General features: G+C 57.9%; 17 protein-coding genes and 1 tRNA gene. 9 read left to right on the top strand and 9 right to left on the bottom strand.

What is annotated here, in order from left to right; genetic code table 11:
- The first annotated feature begins 2 nt into the window (after window positions 1-2).
- The 3 genes from ftsB (at window position 3) to AC27HQ_RS08820 (ending at window position 1,391) form a co-directional block, all read left to right on the top strand.
- Window positions 3-275 (top strand): cell division protein FtsB, encoded by a 273-nt coding sequence (ftsB, locus tag AC27HQ_RS08830; RefSeq protein WP_487155786.1) that lies wholly within the window; start codon window positions 3-5, stop codon window positions 273-275.
- On the top strand, window positions 272-964 hold the full coding sequence (gene ispD, locus AC27HQ_RS08825) for a 2-C-methyl-D-erythritol 4-phosphate cytidylyltransferase (protein ID WP_487155785.1): 693 nt from the start codon (window positions 272-274) through the stop codon (window positions 962-964). Before ftsB ends, ispD begins: the two co-directional genes overlap by 4 nt.
- A 151-nt stretch (window positions 965-1,115) precedes the next feature.
- Window positions 1,116-1,391, top strand: coding sequence for a hypothetical protein (locus AC27HQ_RS08820; RefSeq protein ID WP_487155784.1), 276 nt, complete (start codon window positions 1,116-1,118; stop codon window positions 1,389-1,391).
- A gap of 105 nt (window positions 1,392-1,496) precedes the next feature.
- Here the strand turns inward: AC27HQ_RS08820 and umuC are convergent, their stop codons facing one another.
- The 4 genes from umuC to AC27HQ_RS08800 form a co-directional block, all read right to left on the bottom strand.
- Window positions 1,497-2,765: a translesion error-prone DNA polymerase V subunit UmuC gene (gene umuC, locus AC27HQ_RS08815; protein WP_487155783.1), complete on the bottom strand. Its 1,269-nt coding sequence runs from the start codon at window positions 2,763-2,765 to the stop codon at window positions 1,497-1,499.
- Window positions 2,766-2,774: 9 nt separating this feature from the next.
- On the bottom strand, window positions 2,775-3,206 hold the full coding sequence (locus tag AC27HQ_RS08810; protein WP_487155782.1) for a LexA family protein: 432 nt from the start codon (window positions 3,204-3,206) through the stop codon (window positions 2,775-2,777).
- 45 nt (window positions 3,207-3,251) lie between these two features.
- On the bottom strand, window positions 3,252-4,022 hold the full coding sequence (locus tag AC27HQ_RS08805; protein ID WP_487155781.1) for a substrate-binding periplasmic protein: 771 nt from the start codon (window positions 4,020-4,022) through the stop codon (window positions 3,252-3,254).
- A 148-nt stretch (window positions 4,023-4,170) separates the two neighbouring features.
- A tRNA-Met gene (locus tag AC27HQ_RS08800) sits at window positions 4,171-4,247 on the bottom strand.
- 256 nt (window positions 4,248-4,503) lie between these two features.
- On the opposite strand from AC27HQ_RS08800, the gene AC27HQ_RS08795 reads away from it, so the two are divergent.
- From AC27HQ_RS08795 to dinB, 3 genes are read left to right on the top strand one after another with little or no spacing between them, the layout of a single operon-like run.
- Window positions 4,504-5,685 (top strand): GGDEF domain-containing protein, encoded by a 1,182-nt coding sequence (locus AC27HQ_RS08795; RefSeq protein ID WP_487155780.1) that lies wholly within the window; start codon window positions 4,504-4,506, stop codon window positions 5,683-5,685.
- The gene (locus tag AC27HQ_RS08790) at window positions 5,682-6,893 is read left to right on the top strand and encodes a GGDEF domain-containing protein (protein ID WP_487155779.1); all 1,212 of its coding nucleotides are present in this window, start codon (window positions 5,682-5,684) and stop codon (window positions 6,891-6,893) included. Before AC27HQ_RS08795 ends, AC27HQ_RS08790 begins: the two co-directional genes overlap by 4 nt.
- Before the next feature lie 40 nt (window positions 6,894-6,933).
- Window positions 6,934-7,986 (top strand): DNA polymerase IV, encoded by a 1,053-nt coding sequence (gene dinB, locus AC27HQ_RS08785; RefSeq protein ID WP_487155778.1) that lies wholly within the window; start codon window positions 6,934-6,936, stop codon window positions 7,984-7,986.
- On the opposite strand, the gene AC27HQ_RS08780 is transcribed toward dinB, so the two are convergent.
- A complete protein-coding gene (locus AC27HQ_RS08780) occupies window positions 7,956-8,414 on the bottom strand; it encodes a hypothetical protein (protein ID WP_487155777.1) in 459 nt (152 codons plus the stop codon). The two genes, dinB and AC27HQ_RS08780, sit on opposite strands and share 31 nt — an antisense overlap.
- Window positions 8,415-8,558: 144 nt before the next feature.
- Between AC27HQ_RS08780 and AC27HQ_RS08775 the strand changes: the two genes are divergently transcribed.
- Window positions 8,559-9,341, top strand: a complete 783-nt coding sequence (locus AC27HQ_RS08775) for an SDR family oxidoreductase (RefSeq protein WP_487155776.1) — start codon at window positions 8,559-8,561, stop codon at window positions 9,339-9,341.
- Between the two features lie 20 nt (window positions 9,342-9,361).
- On the opposite strand, the gene AC27HQ_RS08770 is transcribed toward AC27HQ_RS08775, so the two are convergent.
- Window positions 9,362-9,808, bottom strand: a complete 447-nt coding sequence (locus tag AC27HQ_RS08770; RefSeq protein ID WP_487155775.1) for a DUF2489 domain-containing protein — start codon at window positions 9,806-9,808, stop codon at window positions 9,362-9,364.
- 3 nt (window positions 9,809-9,811) lie between these two features.
- Window positions 9,812-10,285 (bottom strand): LEA/WHy family protein, encoded by a 474-nt coding sequence (locus AC27HQ_RS08765; protein ID WP_487155774.1) that lies wholly within the window; start codon window positions 10,283-10,285, stop codon window positions 9,812-9,814.
- 122 nt (window positions 10,286-10,407) lie between these two features.
- Here AC27HQ_RS08765 and AC27HQ_RS08760 point away from each other — a divergent pair, with 122 nt between their 5' ends.
- Window positions 10,408-10,974 (top strand): hypothetical protein, encoded by a 567-nt coding sequence (locus AC27HQ_RS08760; protein ID WP_487155773.1) that lies wholly within the window; start codon window positions 10,408-10,410, stop codon window positions 10,972-10,974.
- On the opposite strand, the gene AC27HQ_RS08755 is transcribed toward AC27HQ_RS08760, so the two are convergent.
- Window positions 10,975-11,451, bottom strand: coding sequence for a YchJ family protein (locus AC27HQ_RS08755; RefSeq protein WP_487155772.1), 477 nt, complete (start codon window positions 11,449-11,451; stop codon window positions 10,975-10,977).
- Between the two features lie 2 nt (window positions 11,452-11,453).
- The gene (locus tag AC27HQ_RS08750; protein ID WP_487155771.1) at window positions 11,454-11,939 is read right to left on the bottom strand and encodes a DUF6231 family protein; all 486 of its coding nucleotides are present in this window, start codon (window positions 11,937-11,939) and stop codon (window positions 11,454-11,456) included.
- Between the two features lie 142 nt (window positions 11,940-12,081).
- On the opposite strand from AC27HQ_RS08750, the gene dinG reads away from it, so the two are divergent.
- Window positions 12,082-14,214, top strand: coding sequence for an ATP-dependent DNA helicase DinG (gene dinG / locus AC27HQ_RS08745; RefSeq protein WP_487155770.1), 2,133 nt, complete (start codon window positions 12,082-12,084; stop codon window positions 14,212-14,214).
- Window positions 14,215-14,390 lie beyond the last annotated feature (176 nt).

The following is a 14,390-nucleotide window of genomic DNA, read 5'->3' as shown; positions in this document are numbered from 1 at the left end:
CCATGAAATGGCTTTGGCTGATTGCGCTGGTGCTGCTGGCCGGCCTGCAGTACCGACTCTGGGTCGGTGAGGGCAGCCTTGCGCATGTCAGTCAGCTCAAACAGCAGATTGCCGCCCAGGCCCGTGAGAATGAGCAGTTGCAGGAACGTAATCGGGTACTCACGGCCGAAGTCATCGAGCTCAAACAAGGGCTTGAAACCGTCGAGGAGCGTGCCCGGCGCGAGCTGGGCATGATCCGTGACGGCGAGACCCTGTTCCAGTTGAGCGTGGAATGAGTCTGCCGTTCTGGGTAGTGATTCCGGCCGCAGGCGTGGGGTCACGCATGCAGGCGGACCGTCCCAAGCAATACCTGCCGTTCGGCAAGCATAGTGTGATTGAACAGACCCTCGATTGCTTCCTCGGCCAGGCCGGATGTCGTGGCCTGGTCGTGTGTCTGGCCGTGGATGATCCCTATTGGCCAACACTGCCCTGTGCCAGTCAGCCCGGGATTTATCGCGCGCCCGGCGGCCGCGAGCGGGCTGATTCGGTGCGCAATGGTCTGGCGCAGCTGACTGCACTGGGTGCAGAGGATCAGGATTGGGTGCTGGTGCATGACGCCGCACGGCCGAATCTGGCTGAAAGCGATCTGCATCGTTTGCTGAGCGAATTGGCCACTGACCCTGTCGGTGGCCTGTTGGCGGTGCCGGTACGCGATACCCTGAAGCAGGTTGGCGCAGACGGTCGGGTTCAGGCCACTGTGGATCGCCGCCAGTTCTGGCAAGCCTTTACCCCGCAGATGTTTCGTCTTGGCCCGCTGCGCCAGGCGCTGTCCGATGCTTTGCAGGCTGGTGCCGAGATCACCGACGAGGCTTCGGCCATGGAGCGGGCCGGCTGGGCACCGCGCCTTATTGAAGGGCGCGCCGACAACATCAAGATCACCCGCCCCGAAGACCTTGAATGGCTTGCTGGTTTGCAGTGCGAGTAGGCAGCGCGCTTCCATCTTGGCTGAGTCGGTATTATGCGCGCGGCACGGGTTGCATTGCTGCTCCGGGGCGAGCGTGTTGCTGAGCTGTATCGTGAAGCATACTGCTCAGCATCAGTGAACGGCTGCGGACATCTGTGGAGGTGTTAGCCCTGTGAAGAATGTAGAGTCAGAACAGCCGGTTAGGGTGCTCACACCCGGCACGTTTATCGCGCTGCTGTTATCTGTGTTCTTCTTCTGGATCTGGTATGAACGGTATCTGAGCATCGAATTTAATGAGCTGGGGCGTTACTACGATGCGGAAAATCACATCGTATACACAGATGCAGCGTTCGTTTGGTGTCTTCCTGCGTTCGGCTTTCTGTTGCTTGCTATTGTCATCCTGTCTTATCGACTAAAGCGGTGCAGGGTCAACAAAGGGATAATGTGAGTGTGTGAGGGTGCTGGACATCCAGGGCTGCTGGATATTTTTGATTCAACGCTGTGGCAGCGCCCGACCTGGGTTACAGATACCCTGGTTATTGTTTGCGGGATATCAGCGGGCCTTGGGCAAGTCCTCCCAGCGGCTGGTAAAACCTGGACTCATATGCTCGCGCTTCATGCTCCAGTCGGGTGTGGCGCGTAGCCGCCCTATTCGAATACTGCCGCGACCCTGATGGCGGTTGATCTGATCCATGACCTGCATCACGGCATCGCTGCCGGGACGTGGCGCCGGTTGAAACAGGTCGGCGGTGTATTGCCCGGGCTGAATCAGATCCATCAGCATGATGCCGGCCTTGGCGTAGGCTGGACCGGGTCGGTAGATGGATTCCAGTCCCTGCAGTGCCGCTTTGACCAGATCACGGCTGTCGGCGCTGGGGTAGGGCAGGGTGACGGTGGCCTGGTAGCGATGGGCCTGACTGCCGGTGGTGTAAACCCCGGTACGGATATACAGATGCACAACCCGGCACAGACTGTGTTGTGCCCGCAGCTTCTCCGCTGCACGTGAGGTATAGAGGGTAAGGGCCTCAGCCAGGTCGTGCTGGGCGAACAACCGCTGCGAGAAGGAGCGGGTGCTGGCGATCATCTGCTTGGGTTCGGGACTGTGCTCCAGGCCAAAGCAGCTTTCACCCTTCAGCTCGCGGGCGGTGCGTTCAAGGTTGACGCTGAAGGCCTTGCGCAGCATCTTGAAGTCATAACAGGCCAGATCCCGGGCGCTATGAATGCCCATCAAGGCTAGTCTGGCGGACAAGCGCCTGCCTATGCCCCAGACTTCGCCAACCGGTGCCAGCGCCAGCAACTTGTCACGCCGTTGCGGATCGCTCAGATCCAGCACGCCGCCGGTCTTGGTCCACTTTTTTGCCGCCCAGTTGGCCAGTTTGGCCAGCGTCTTGCTCGGAGCAATGCCAACACACACCGGCATGCCGACGCAGCGGGCGATATCATCGCGTACTTTCTGACCAAAGTGCTGCAGATCCAGCTGCAGGCTGCTCAGGTCAAGAAAGGCCTCATCAATTGAATAGCACTCGATGGCGGGGACCTGTTCGGCCAGCCGGGACATGACCCGGTCTGAAATGTTGGCATAGAGCGCGTAGTTGGAGCTGAAGACTTCAATGCCATGGCGCTCAATCAGCTCGCGAATCTCGAAAAAGGGTACGCCCATTTTGATGCCGAGCGCCTTGGCTTCGTTGCTGCGGCTGACCACGCAGCCATCGTTGTTGCTCAGTACGACGATCGGCAGGCCGCGCAGATCAGGGCGGAACAGGCGCTCGCAACTGACGTAGAAGTTGTTGCAATCAACCAGGGCAAAGCGGGGGGCAGGCACGGGACGGTCTCAACGGAAACGGTGACGGTGCAGGCTGTGGCTGACCACACCCCAGATTTCCAGCTCGTCGGCGCTGTGCATGCGGATCGGCTGGTAGCGTGGGTTGGCCGGCATCAGTACCGGCAGGCCAGCCTCGAAGGTCAGTACCTTGACGGTAAAGTCACCGCGCACGCAGGCAATCACAACGTCGCCGGGCAGAGGCCGGGCGGCGCGGTCGACGACCAGAATGTCATTATCGTAAATACCGGCGTCCTGCATGCTGTCGCCCTGGGCGCGCAGCAGGAAGGTATGGCTGGCATGGACGTTTACCAGCTCATCGAGTGACAGGGAGGTTTCTCGGTAATCGTCAGCGGGGCTGGGAAAGCCGGCCTGCACCGGGCAGGTAAAGAGCGGCAGTCTTGCTCCGTTGCTGGCCGCAGGGCCAATCAGGGAAATACGCATGATGGCAGTTCTTTTTGCTGTATGGATATACAGCTTACAGGCGCTCTATTCGATGATCAAGCGCTCTTCATCAGCCTGTGGCAGGTCAAACAGCTCACGCAGTTCACCGCTGTCGTGCAGGGCTTGCAGGTGTTGTTGCAGTCGCCGGGTAAGGGCGCTGTCGCTTTGCTGCAGCGATAGGTAGAGGTGTGCGGGGTGGCCTGCACTGGTTACAACGCTTTGGTAATCTGCAGGTTCCAGGCCAAGTGCAGCCAGCGTATGCACAAAAACCACATCACTGCTCATCATGGCGTCAAGACGGCCAAGGCGCAGCATGTCGATGGCCTGGTCCAGATTGTTGACAGGTATTTTGATGATCTCCTGATCGCGTTCAAAGGCCTCGCCATAATAGGTTCCACGTATATAGCCTATCGCTTTGCCTGCCAGGGCAGTCAGGCTGAGTGGCTGGCTGTCGTCATGCTTACGGATCAGCAGGATGTCGGTATTCAAGACCACGCCGAGGCTGATGGCATAGTCATCAAGGTAGGGATTCTCAAACAACATGGCCAGGCCCGGATGTCCGCGTTGCAACTCAGACAACACCCTTTGATGGGGCAGAATGCGAATGCTGTAAGGTAATTCTGCCTCGGCGGCAAATCGATGTACAAAGTTCACGATCAGGCCATCCTTTTCCCCGTCAGCGTTGACATAGCCCCAGGGCCAGACGTCAGCGACAAGAAAGTCCAGTGTTGTTGGTTCTGTGTCGGTTTCCGGCGCCGCTTGGGCAGGGTTGATGCAGTACAGGCTCAGAATCAGACAGGTCAGGCGAAACAGCATTGCTTGGCTAGTGTCCTGGTGGGTGTGATGATGAGTATAGTCCGCTGGCCTGAGCTGTGAATGGTGACAAGTTGAGTTGTCTGCAGGCGCGCGAATTTTTGGCAAAAAAAACCGCCGAAGGAGAATATCCGTTCGACGGTTTTTAATATGGTTGCGGGGGCAGGATTTGAACCTACGACCTTCGGGTTATGAGCCCGACGAGCTACCAGACTGCTCCACCCCGCGTCTGAGGGCGCCATTCTACTCATTGACGCTGAGCTGTCAAGCGATTGATGAGAAAAGATTTTTCTATCCTTGGGTACAGATTTTAAAGGCTGAGTCAAGGCGATGTCAGAAATGTGACGCAGTTTGTTTGACATCAAAGTGCTAGTAGGCGGATAGTATGTTCATTAATCTACTTTGCGCCCAAGATGTTCTATCATTGATACAACATAAAAATAACGAGACAGTCCGTCTCGACCCAGCCGGTGGGGGGTTTTCCATGGAGAAAACCGATAGTCGTTATGCCTTGTCGAAATGGCGTGGCGAATTTATTGATCGGGCCACGGAGCAGGCCTACCGACAGCACGAAGAAAAGACCACAGCCCGATCTCTGATCACGGCCCTGTGGGTGTGGGGGACGCTGGTCATCCTGTTCGGGGTGCTCGACTATATTCAGTTGGGCGCCACAGAGGGTTTTTACCTGTTATTTGCTTTGCGCCTGATATCCACGTTCTTTATCGCCTTATACATTGTCTTCCTGAAGCACAGGCCTGCGCTGGCGACCGGTGGCCAAGCCACCACGGCGGTTGAAATCATCGGCTTTCCGGTCATGTTCATGATCTTCTTCGTGCGCCCGGAAATCACCAGTTGGAACATAGGGGTCATCAGTATCTTGCTGATCAGCCTGTTCATCTTTGTACCCAACCGTGCCACCCAAAGCGCCATTGCGGCGCTTTTTGGTGTGGTCGGCACGGTATACAGCATTGCCTTGAAGGGCTCACCGGCCTCCGTTCTGATTGGACTGGTATTTGTACTGATGCTGCCTTCGGTCATTGGTTATATAGCCGCGGTTCGTCTGCAAAGGGGCCAGCGTCGGCAATTTGCCATGCTGAACGAGACGGTCCGCATCAACAAGAGCCTGCAGGAAGAGATCCTGCGCCGTGAAGAGCTTGAAGTTGAGTTGAAACGGCAAGCCACCACCGATCCGCTCACCGGGCTGTTCAATCGTCGGCAATACGAAATGCTGTTCCGCCGTGAACAGGAAAGATTGCGCCGTTACGGCGCGCGACTGTCTCTCTGTGTATTAGACCTGGATCACTTCAAGCGCATCAATGACCAGTATGGTCACGACCTGGGTGACCAAGCTTTGAAGCATGTGGCCAATCTGTTCGTCGATGCCCTCAGGCATTCGGATATTGTCGGTCGTTTTGGTGGCGAGGAGTTTATTCTGTTGCTGCCCGATACCGACCTGGATAGTGCCATGCAGGTGATCAATCGCCTGCGTGAGCGCCTGCAAAAATCGCCGCTGGACAATGATGGTCAACCCATCACGCTTACCGCGACCTTTGCAGTGACCGAGGTGCAGGTTGACGATACCAATATTGAGGATGTCATTCGTCGGGCCGACAAGGGCTTGTATGACGGCAAGGCGGCGGGCAGAAACCGCGTCATCAGTGTATGAACCAGAGTCTACATGAGCATCAGCAGGTTCTGACCCAGCCACGCTGGCAGCTCGGCCGGCTGTTTGGCGAGTTTGTTGATATCGATAGCGAACAGGCCTACCTGCGCACCAATCAGTTGCTTGTCAGTCGCCAGCTGCAAAGGGCGCTGCTGGTCTGGGCCAGCTTGTTATTACTCTTTGCCATTCCTGATCTGGTTGCCCTGGGGCCGGTGCTTGAGTTCTATCTGTTGCTGGCCATGCGCATAGGCGTGAGTCTGCTGTTGGTGGTGCTGTTTATTGCGGTGCGCAAACAGCCCTTGCTGGCGACCCGGGGGCGCTGGATCAGTCTGGCCATGCTGGTTGGCATCAGCGGTTTCATGTTGGTTTATCCACTGCGCCCGGAGATTGCTGCCTGGTCAGTGGTGGTGACAGTGATCATGCTCATGTCATTGCTGATCTTTATACCCAATCGGTTGATGCTGTCGGTCGGGCTGGCCTTTTACATGGTCTTCTGCACCTTACTGGCCGTGCATTGGGTGCATCCAAAGCAGCCAGCTGAGCTGGTGTCCCTCTTCGTCTTTTTGCTGTTGCCGATTGCCACTGGCTGGGCGGCGGCACTGCGTACCCACTTGCTGCAGCGCCAGCAATTTGCCCTGTTGGTTGAAGCCAGGGAGGTCAACACCCTGTTGCGTCGTGAAGTTGAGGAACGCAGTCGTTTGCAGGACGCCTTGATGCTGCAAGCCAGTACCGACCCGCTGACCGGCTTGAACAATCGTCGCGAATATGAGGCTCTGTTCGAGCATGAATTGCAACGCATTCGTCGCAGCGGAAAACCGCTGAGCCTGTGCATTCTCGACCTGGATCATTTCAAACGCGTCAATGATACCTGGGGCCATTCGGCCGGCGATGAGGTGCTGCGTCGGGTCGCGCAGATTTGCCGGGACAACTTTCGCACTATCGATATTCTTGGGCGGTTGGGAGGCGAAGAGTTTGTGGTAGTCTTGCCCGATACACCCCTGAAATCAGCCGGCCTGATTGCCCAGCGCTTTGTCGAAGCCTTGGCAGCGGCACCAATGGATATCGCCGGTCAATCCATTCAGATTACGGCTACAGCGGGTGTGGTCGAGCGCCGGGCCGACGAGGATGATTTTGAGTCCCTGGTACAGCGGGCTGACAAGGCCATGTACGAGGGCAAGCAGGCCGGTCGAAACCGGGTTGTCGTCGCCTGATCCTGAACCCTATTCATGCTGCAGGCCCGTGGGCACTTCCGTGCGCAAGATTATTCATATCGACTGTGACTGCTTCTACGCGGCGATCGAAATGCGCGACGATCCAAGGCTGCGTGGACGGCCCCTGGCGGTCGGCGGTGACCCTGGTAAACGCGGTGTTATTGCCACCTGCAATTATGAGGCGCGTGCCTACGGGGTGCGCTCTGCCATGGCCTCGGCCTACGCGAAAAAATGTTGCCCTGACCTGTTGATCGTGCCGCCACGCATGGCGGTGTATCGTGAGGCCTCCCAGGCCATTCAGGCGATCTTTGCCCGTTATACGCCACTGATACAGCCATTGTCTCTGGATGAAGCCTACCTCGATGTGACTGACAGCCAGATGTGCCGCGGCAGCGCCACCCTGATGGCGCAGGACATTCGTCAGGCGGTGTTTGCCGACCAGGCCATCACCGTGTCGGCCGGGGTAGCGCCGAACAAGTTTCTGGCCAAGATTGCCAGCGAGTGGAACAAGCCTGACGGCCTGAAGGTGATCTTGCCGGACGAAGTCGAGGACTTTGTCAAAGCATTACCGGTAGAGCGTCTGCACGGTGTCGGCCGTGTTACTGCGGCGCGCTTGAAAAACCTTGGTGTCGATGTCTGCGGTGAACTGCTGCCCTGGCGCAAGCAGGATCTGGCGCGTGAGTTTGGCAGCTTTGGTGAACGCCTGTGGCAATTGGCGCGGGGTCTTGACGAGCGGCCGGTGGTGGTTGAAAACCGCCGCCAGTCCGTCAGCGTGGAAAATACCTATGACCAGGATTTACCCGATCTGCAGGCCTGCCTTGACGCCTTGCCGCCGCTACTGGAGAAGCTCGCCCAGCGTCTTGGGCGCCTGGAAGGCGAGTACCGGGTCAGCAAGCCCTTCGTCAAACTGAAGTTCCATGACTTTACCCAGACTACGCTGGAGCAGGCAGGGGCGCCTATCAGCCCGGCAGGCTATCGCGATCTCTGTCAGCAGGCCTTTGCCCGGGGCCTGCGACCGGTCAGGCTGATTGGTGTTGGCGTGCGCCTGGATAGCGACTACAGTCAGCTCGGTGAGCAGTTGCTGCTGTTCTGAGCGCGGCTGCAGGCCGGGCACAGGTGGTTGTCGCCGTGCGGCGCCCAGCCCAGCTCGGCGATGCGCTCAACTGCTCTGGCGGTGCGAGCATCCAGATTGTCCTGGTCGCGGGCGAGAAATTCGAAGGCCTGTTCGCGCTCACAGGCATCGCAGCGGATCGACCAGCCCAGTACCGACTGACCACGCAGATCCGGCCCGCGCGCAGAGGCAACCCACTGCCCCGGCGGGTTGATCAGGCAGCGGACCTTGTCCACGCTCAAGCGCAGCGGTAAATCACGGCTACCCTTGACAGTACAGATCAGGGTGTCTCCGGGCTGAATCGCACCGCCTTGCCCTGTGACCTGATACAACCCAGCCGCCAAGGTGCGACATTCAATCAGTGTATGGACGGGGGAAAGCAGGGTGCGCCTGAAGTCGTGCTCTGCCATGATGGGCTCCATAAAAGGGGGCGAGCATGATAACACTGGAGCAGGCTTGCATATCACCCGTATCACTGATGGTCGGTGCCTGGCACCGGTAGCGCTATGATGCTGGCACGAAAAGTCAACTCCATGAGAAAGCGAGGATTCTGTATGAGCGTCAAGCAACTGTTTGATCTGACCGGCAAGGTCGCCCTGATTACCGGCGGTACCAAGGGTCTTGGTCTGCAAATGGCTGAGGCACTGGGTGAGCAGGGCGCCAAGGTGTTCATCAGCGCCCGCAATGCGGCCGAAGTGGAGCAAGTGGTCGCTGATTTGGCCGCTCAAGGTATTCAAGCCGGTGGTATTGCCTGCGACATGGGTGACCTGCAGAGCAATCCGGTCGGTACCCTGGTTGATGCGGTTGAGGCCAAGTTCGGTACTGTCGATATCCTCATCAATAACGCCGGCACCACCTGGGGTCAGCGCGCCGAAGAGCACAGCTACGAAGGCTGGCAGAAGGTCATGACACTGAATGTCGATGTGTGCTTTCTGATGGCTCAGGAAGTGGCTCGTCGCTTCATGATCCCGCGTCAATCCGGCAAGATCATCAATATCGCCTCGATTGCTGGTCTGAAGGGCAATCGTGCCAACTCCGGCATCTTTACTGTGGCCTATAACACCAGCAAGGCGGCAGCCATCAATCTGACCCGTGCGCTGGCGGGTGAGTGGGGCGCCTACAACATCAACGTTAACGCCATCTGCCCGGGTTACTTCCCGACCAAACTGGCCAAGGGGCTGGAAAAGGTAACGGAGCTGATCAAGCAGGGTACCCCGTTGGGTCGCATTGGCGGTGATGAGGATATCAAGGGTACGGCGGTCTACCTGGCATCCGAGGCTTCACGCCATGTGACCGGTCAGGCCATCGCCGTGGATGGTGGCAACTCGGTAGTCTGACCCCCTCCTGAACCTCACGGTTACTGGCTGATCAAACCCTTGACCAGTAACCGTGCAGCCTGTTCTACCGATTCCTTGTGATCCCGCTCCAGAGTCTCCATACGCCGTTCGTGCAGGCGTCGCTCGGCCACGGGCAGGTCTTTCCAGGCCTGATGGGTCGGGATATGTGCAGTGTCATCATAGATGCGTTCAAATACCGCGAATGCCGGATCGTCACGCCCAGGACCCTGATAGTTGTCGAGTAACACCTTGATGCGGATGCAACCCTCGATCAACGGCAACTGACCGTCCAGCAAGCTGCCGGCCAGAAAGCGGATATCCGCCGCCAGTTGCTGGGTGCTCTGCTGCTGCTGCGCCTTGAGCAGGGTTTGTCGATGCAGGACCTGACGCCAGAGAACAATCGCATAAGCGGCCAGCGCCAGAATAATGATAAGGCCAACAACGGTCAGCCAGTTCAAAGTACTCATGCTTTAAAAACTCAGGTTCGCAGGATCAAGGATGCCCTTTTCCTGCAGGCTAATGGCCGGTGACAGAAAAAAGCTGGTACGGATATGGCCTTCAATCCGGTAACTCACCGGTTGTTGTCGCTCGACCATCTTGACCAGATCGGCAATGTGGCGCCAGAGATTGGAGCGCACATTCAATTCAAAATATTCCGAACCATAGGCCGGTACATCGAAGGGTTGATTGGTTACGCCGGTTGCCAGCCGCGCATCATTGATATAAATCTGATAATGCATGCCTCTGATCGGCAGATTGCGGTTGTTGGGGTTGTCCACGCGCAGTTGCAGTCGGAAGTTCTGCTCCCACAGATTGGCCTTGAGCATTTCGACGTTCGCAAGGCTGATTTCCGGCTTGGTATAGGATGGACGCAGAATGGCGCAACCGCTTAACCATAGCAGGGTGACGATCAACAAGGCCGCCGTTTTTATGGGTCTGAACACGGGTTCCCCTTATCTTGCACGCAGGTCGGAATGGTTATGGAGTTGTCGTACCGCCTGGGTCTGTCCATACTAATCAAATGCGGCAGAAACTGCCCACTTAATCATTATCAGGGAGAGACAAGATGCCTCTTTTCGAGATCGTTTTTCAAGGACAGGTTCGCGACGGTGTCACGCCGGAGCAAGCGCGTGCCCGTGTTGGTCAGCTTTTTCAGGTCGGAGAGGAGCAACTGACGCTCCTGTTTTCCGGTCGCCGTGTAGTGATCAAGCAGGGGTTGGATGAGGCTGCAGCAGACAAGTATCGTCAGGCCATTGAGCGTGCAGGCGCCGTCTGTACCGTGGTGCCCATGGGGAGTGATCCAGTCGAGCCGGTTGCCCCTGCCCCTGCCGCTACCGCTACCGCTGAAATACCTGTTCCCGCGCCCGCTGCGCCAGCAACGGCAAGTGCAAGTGGCAAGCCCAAGCTGTTTCCACGTGATGAATTCATGGCGGCGTTCAGTGATGTCGATGCGCCTGATTTTGGTATCGCGCCGGTCGGTGCCGATATGCAGGACGATTACGCCGACTTTACGCCCTTGCCAATCGACCTGTCTGCCTTGAGCCTGGCACCACCCGGTGCTGATCTGGATGAGCTCAAGCGGGACGTAGAGGTCAAGGTGCCCAATACCGACCATCTGAAACTGGCTGACTGATCAGGCACAACAGTGCTTGAACTTGCGTCCGGAGCTGCATGGGCAGGGATCGTTGCGTCCGGCTTTGAGCCGATGGTTGGGGTCAACAAAATACCAATGGCCCTGGCGCAGGAGAAAGTCCGAGCATTCCTGATGGCTGTGGGGCTGACCGTCTGAGTCTGCCCAGTGCGCAGTAAAGGTCACCTGCGCACGGTCAGTGCCAGGTGGGCAGGGACTGGCGGAATTGATCTGCAGCCCAAGCCACCGGCTGCTGCGACTCCATAAAGCCATCGCCTGAATATCCAGTGCCTGTTGCTGGGCGGGCAAGGTGCTGGCCTGCAGGTAATCGATCAAACCAAGGCTGTAGGCGCAATAGCGCGAACGCATCAGGGCTTCGGCGTTGGTTGCTGGCTGTCCCTGATGCAAAGGCTGACAGCAGACGCCGTAGACTATGCTACTGCCGCAGGGGCATGGGCTGGCAGAATCAAGAGCGCTCATGCTCACCACCAATACTTGTCGTACATCTCGGGGTTGGCCCAGTACTTGGCGTTCAACCAGTCCGGCACATTCTTGTAAGCGGCCAGATCGTAACTGAACAGGGTGAGGCTCCCGCTGTCACGTTCGAAACGCGCCTGGCGCTGCATGGCCAGGCCAAAAAAATCGGTGTCCTGCCAGTCGGCGGCGCGTTGCAGATCAACCAGAACTGCCATGCGGCTGACCGTCAGGTTGCGCAGACCGGCCAACAGCTCAACACCAGGACGCTTATCCATATGCTCGAGCTGATCGGCAACCACGGCCAGATCATAGCGCCGAGCAGTAACCTCAGGCGCCAAGGGGGTTTCCCCGACCTGTACCAGCAGGGTTTCAGGGTGTTTCGTGCACCAGTGACTGAGTGCAGGCACGGGCGCCTGGCTGACACATAGCAGTGTGGCAGGCTGGACCTGCTCAAGTAGGGCGACGAGGGCGGCTGTAGGGCTGTCTGACATGACACTCTTCCGTTTAATAGCCCATTAGCTTCAGGCCTGAAGGGTCTGGCATCAAGTGAAATCTGCAACCGAAGATGTCCTGGCCCATGCGCAACCCCGGCGGCACTTCAATGTTATGATGCTCGCCTAGACCGGAGCGCGCATGCTGAACGACGACCTTAAAGGCCAGATCCAGACGGCCTACCGTACCTTTCTCGAGAACAAATCATTGAAACCGCGCTACGGCCAGCGGGTCATGATTGCCGAGGTGGCCAAACTCTTTGGCGGCATCAAGCTGGACGATGAAAATCGCCGCGCCGGTGATCCGGCGGTGGCGGTGGTTGAGGCCGGAACGGGTACGGGCAAAACCGTCGCCTATTGCCTGGCCGCTATTCCGATTGCCAAACACCTGGGCAAGCCCCTGGTCATCTCCACTGCAACCGTGGCGCTGCAGGAACAGATCGTACTCAAGGATCTCCCCGATATTCAGCGCAATGCCGGTCTGAACTTCCAATTCTCCCTGGCCAAGGGCCGTGGCCGTTATGTCTGCCTGTCCAAACTTGACCAACTGCTCAGTGAAAACCAGTCCCTGGCCAGCCGTCAGCAGGGCTTTGCCGATGAAGGTTTCAATCTGGATGTCGACGAAGCGGGGCTCAAACTCTACACCCGTATGGTTGAATCTCTGGCCAGCAAGAAGTGGGACGGCGAACGCGACTCCTGGCCAGAGGCCCTGGATGACCAGGATTGGTCACGTCTGACCACCGACCATATCCAGTGCACCAACCGCCGCTGCGGTCATTTCAACCAATGCGTGTTCTACAAGGCGCGGGAAGGCGTGCAGAAAGTCGATGTGATTGTCACCAACCATGACATGGTGCTGGCCGATCTGGCGCTGGGTGGCGGCGCCATCCTGCCGGATCCGCGCGACTGCCTGTATATCTTCGATGAAGGGCACCATCTGCCAGACAAGGCGATTGCGCACTTTGCCCACCACACGCGTATGTCGGCTACCGCCGACTGGCTCGAACAACTGGACAAGAATCTCAGCAAGTTGCTGGCGCAACATCCGCTTCCCGGCGACTTCGGTCGATTTCTTGAGCAGGTGCCAGGCCTGGCCCGGGATCTCAAACCGCATCAACAATTCATGGCCCAGGCCCTGGGCGAAGTAGCCGACTTTGCCAGCGCCGAGGATCTGAGCGGGCAGATTCGCCCGCAACACCGCTTCCAAGACGGCATTATTCCAGAGCATCTGTGCGAGATGGGCGTTGAACTCAAGGCCGGTTTTGGGCGCATCAGTGACCTGCTTCAACGTCTCGTCGACCTGCTCAAGGAAGCCATGGATGGCGAGGCCATTGGCGTGACTTCGCATCAGGCCGAGGAATGGTATCCGCTGTTCGGTGCGCTGCTGGCGCGTTCCCAGGGCAACTGGACGCTCTGGACCCAGTTCTGCCTGGAGGACGCTGAAGACAAGCCGCCTACTGCGCGCTGGCTGACGTTGACCGAGCAGAATGATATTGAAGTGCATGTCAGTCCGATCATGGCCGCCGAGACGCTGCGTCAATTCCTCTGGCACAGTGCTTTTGGCTGTCTGGTGACCTCGGCCACCCTGACTGCGCTGGGTCGCTTTGACCGTTTCAGCATGCGCGCCGGGCTACCAAAAGGTGCTGTTTGCACCTTGGCGCCAAGCCCTTTCAATTATGCTGAAAAGGGCGTGCTGCGCATCCCTAATCACGGTGCCGACCCGCGTGACGGTCCAGGCCACAGCGCCTCGATCATTGAGCATCTACCAGGCATTCTGGCAGAGGCGCTGGGCAGCCTGGTGCTGTTCTCCTCGCGCCGACAAATGCTTGAAGTCTACGCTGGACTGGCGCGCGACTTTCGCGAGCGAGTACTGGTTCAGGGCGACCTGTCCAAGCAGGAATTGATCCGCCAACACCGCGCCCAAGTCGACAAGAAAAATCCCAGCGTGATCTTCGGTCTCGCCAGTTTTGCCGAGGGCGTGGATCTGCCGGGCAAGTACTGCGAGCACGTAGTCATTGCCAAGATCCCCTTCGCGGTGCCGGATGACCCGGTGGAAGCAGCACTTAGCGAATGGATTGAACGCAACGGCGGCAACCCCTTTATGGAAATCGCCGTGCCCGACGCCAGTCTGCGCCTGATCCAGGCATGCGGCCGCCTGCTACGCAACGAACAGGACAGCGGCGTCGTCACGCTGCTGGATCGACGGCTGGTGACACAGCGGTATGGCAAGGCGATTCTCAATGCGTTGCCGGCGTTTAGGCGGGAGATCGATTAGCCGGAAATAAAGCGGCAAGCGGCAAGCTTTAAGCGGCAAGTTGAACAAGCTCACAAGATGAGTTTTTGGCTGGAAGCTTGAAGCTTGAAGTAAAAAGCCAAACCTAGCTTCGCATTACCAGTAGAGGTTATTAGCCGTCAGCACGGACTCAGAAAGTGGGGCTTGCAAACGGCCTC

The sequence above is a fragment of the Halopseudomonas sp. 4NH20-0008 genome, assembly GCF_057548395.1.
Note: the sequence above shows the minus strand (reverse complement) of the source record. Positions and strands in the feature narration are given on the sequence as shown.

Bases quoted from the DNA above. Each gene is read 5' to 3' on its own strand.
- ftsB (WP_487155786.1), top strand. From the start codon at position 3: ATGAAATGGCTTTGGCTGATTGCGCTGGTGCTGCTGGCCGGCCTGCAG.
- ispD (WP_487155785.1), top strand. From the start codon at position 272: ATGAGTCTGCCGTTCTGGGTAGTGATTCCGGCCGCAGGCGTGGGGTCA.
- AC27HQ_RS08810 (WP_487155782.1), bottom strand. From the start codon at position 3,206: ATGCGTATTTCCCTGATTGGCCCTGCGGCCAGCAACGGAGCAAGACTG.
- AC27HQ_RS08805 (WP_487155781.1), bottom strand. From the start codon at position 4,022: ATGCTGTTTCGCCTGACCTGTCTGATTCTGAGCCTGTACTGCATCAAC.
- AC27HQ_RS08795 (WP_487155780.1), top strand. From the start codon at position 4,504: ATGGAGAAAACCGATAGTCGTTATGCCTTGTCGAAATGGCGTGGCGAA.
- AC27HQ_RS08790 (WP_487155779.1), top strand. From the start codon at position 5,682: ATGAACCAGAGTCTACATGAGCATCAGCAGGTTCTGACCCAGCCACGC.
- AC27HQ_RS08780 (WP_487155777.1), bottom strand. From the start codon at position 8,414: ATGGCAGAGCACGACTTCAGGCGCACCCTGCTTTCCCCCGTCCATACA.
- AC27HQ_RS08775 (WP_487155776.1), top strand. From the start codon at position 8,559: ATGAGCGTCAAGCAACTGTTTGATCTGACCGGCAAGGTCGCCCTGATT.
- AC27HQ_RS08770 (WP_487155775.1), bottom strand. From the start codon at position 9,808: ATGAGTACTTTGAACTGGCTGACCGTTGTTGGCCTTATCATTATTCTG.
- AC27HQ_RS08760 (WP_487155773.1), top strand. From the start codon at position 10,408: ATGCCTCTTTTCGAGATCGTTTTTCAAGGACAGGTTCGCGACGGTGTC.
- AC27HQ_RS08755 (WP_487155772.1), bottom strand. From the start codon at position 11,451: ATGAGCGCTCTTGATTCTGCCAGCCCATGCCCCTGCGGCAGTAGCATA.
- AC27HQ_RS08750 (WP_487155771.1), bottom strand. From the start codon at position 11,939: ATGTCAGACAGCCCTACAGCCGCCCTCGTCGCCCTACTTGAGCAGGTC.
- dinG (WP_487155770.1), top strand. From the start codon at position 12,082: ATGCTGAACGACGACCTTAAAGGCCAGATCCAGACGGCCTACCGTACC.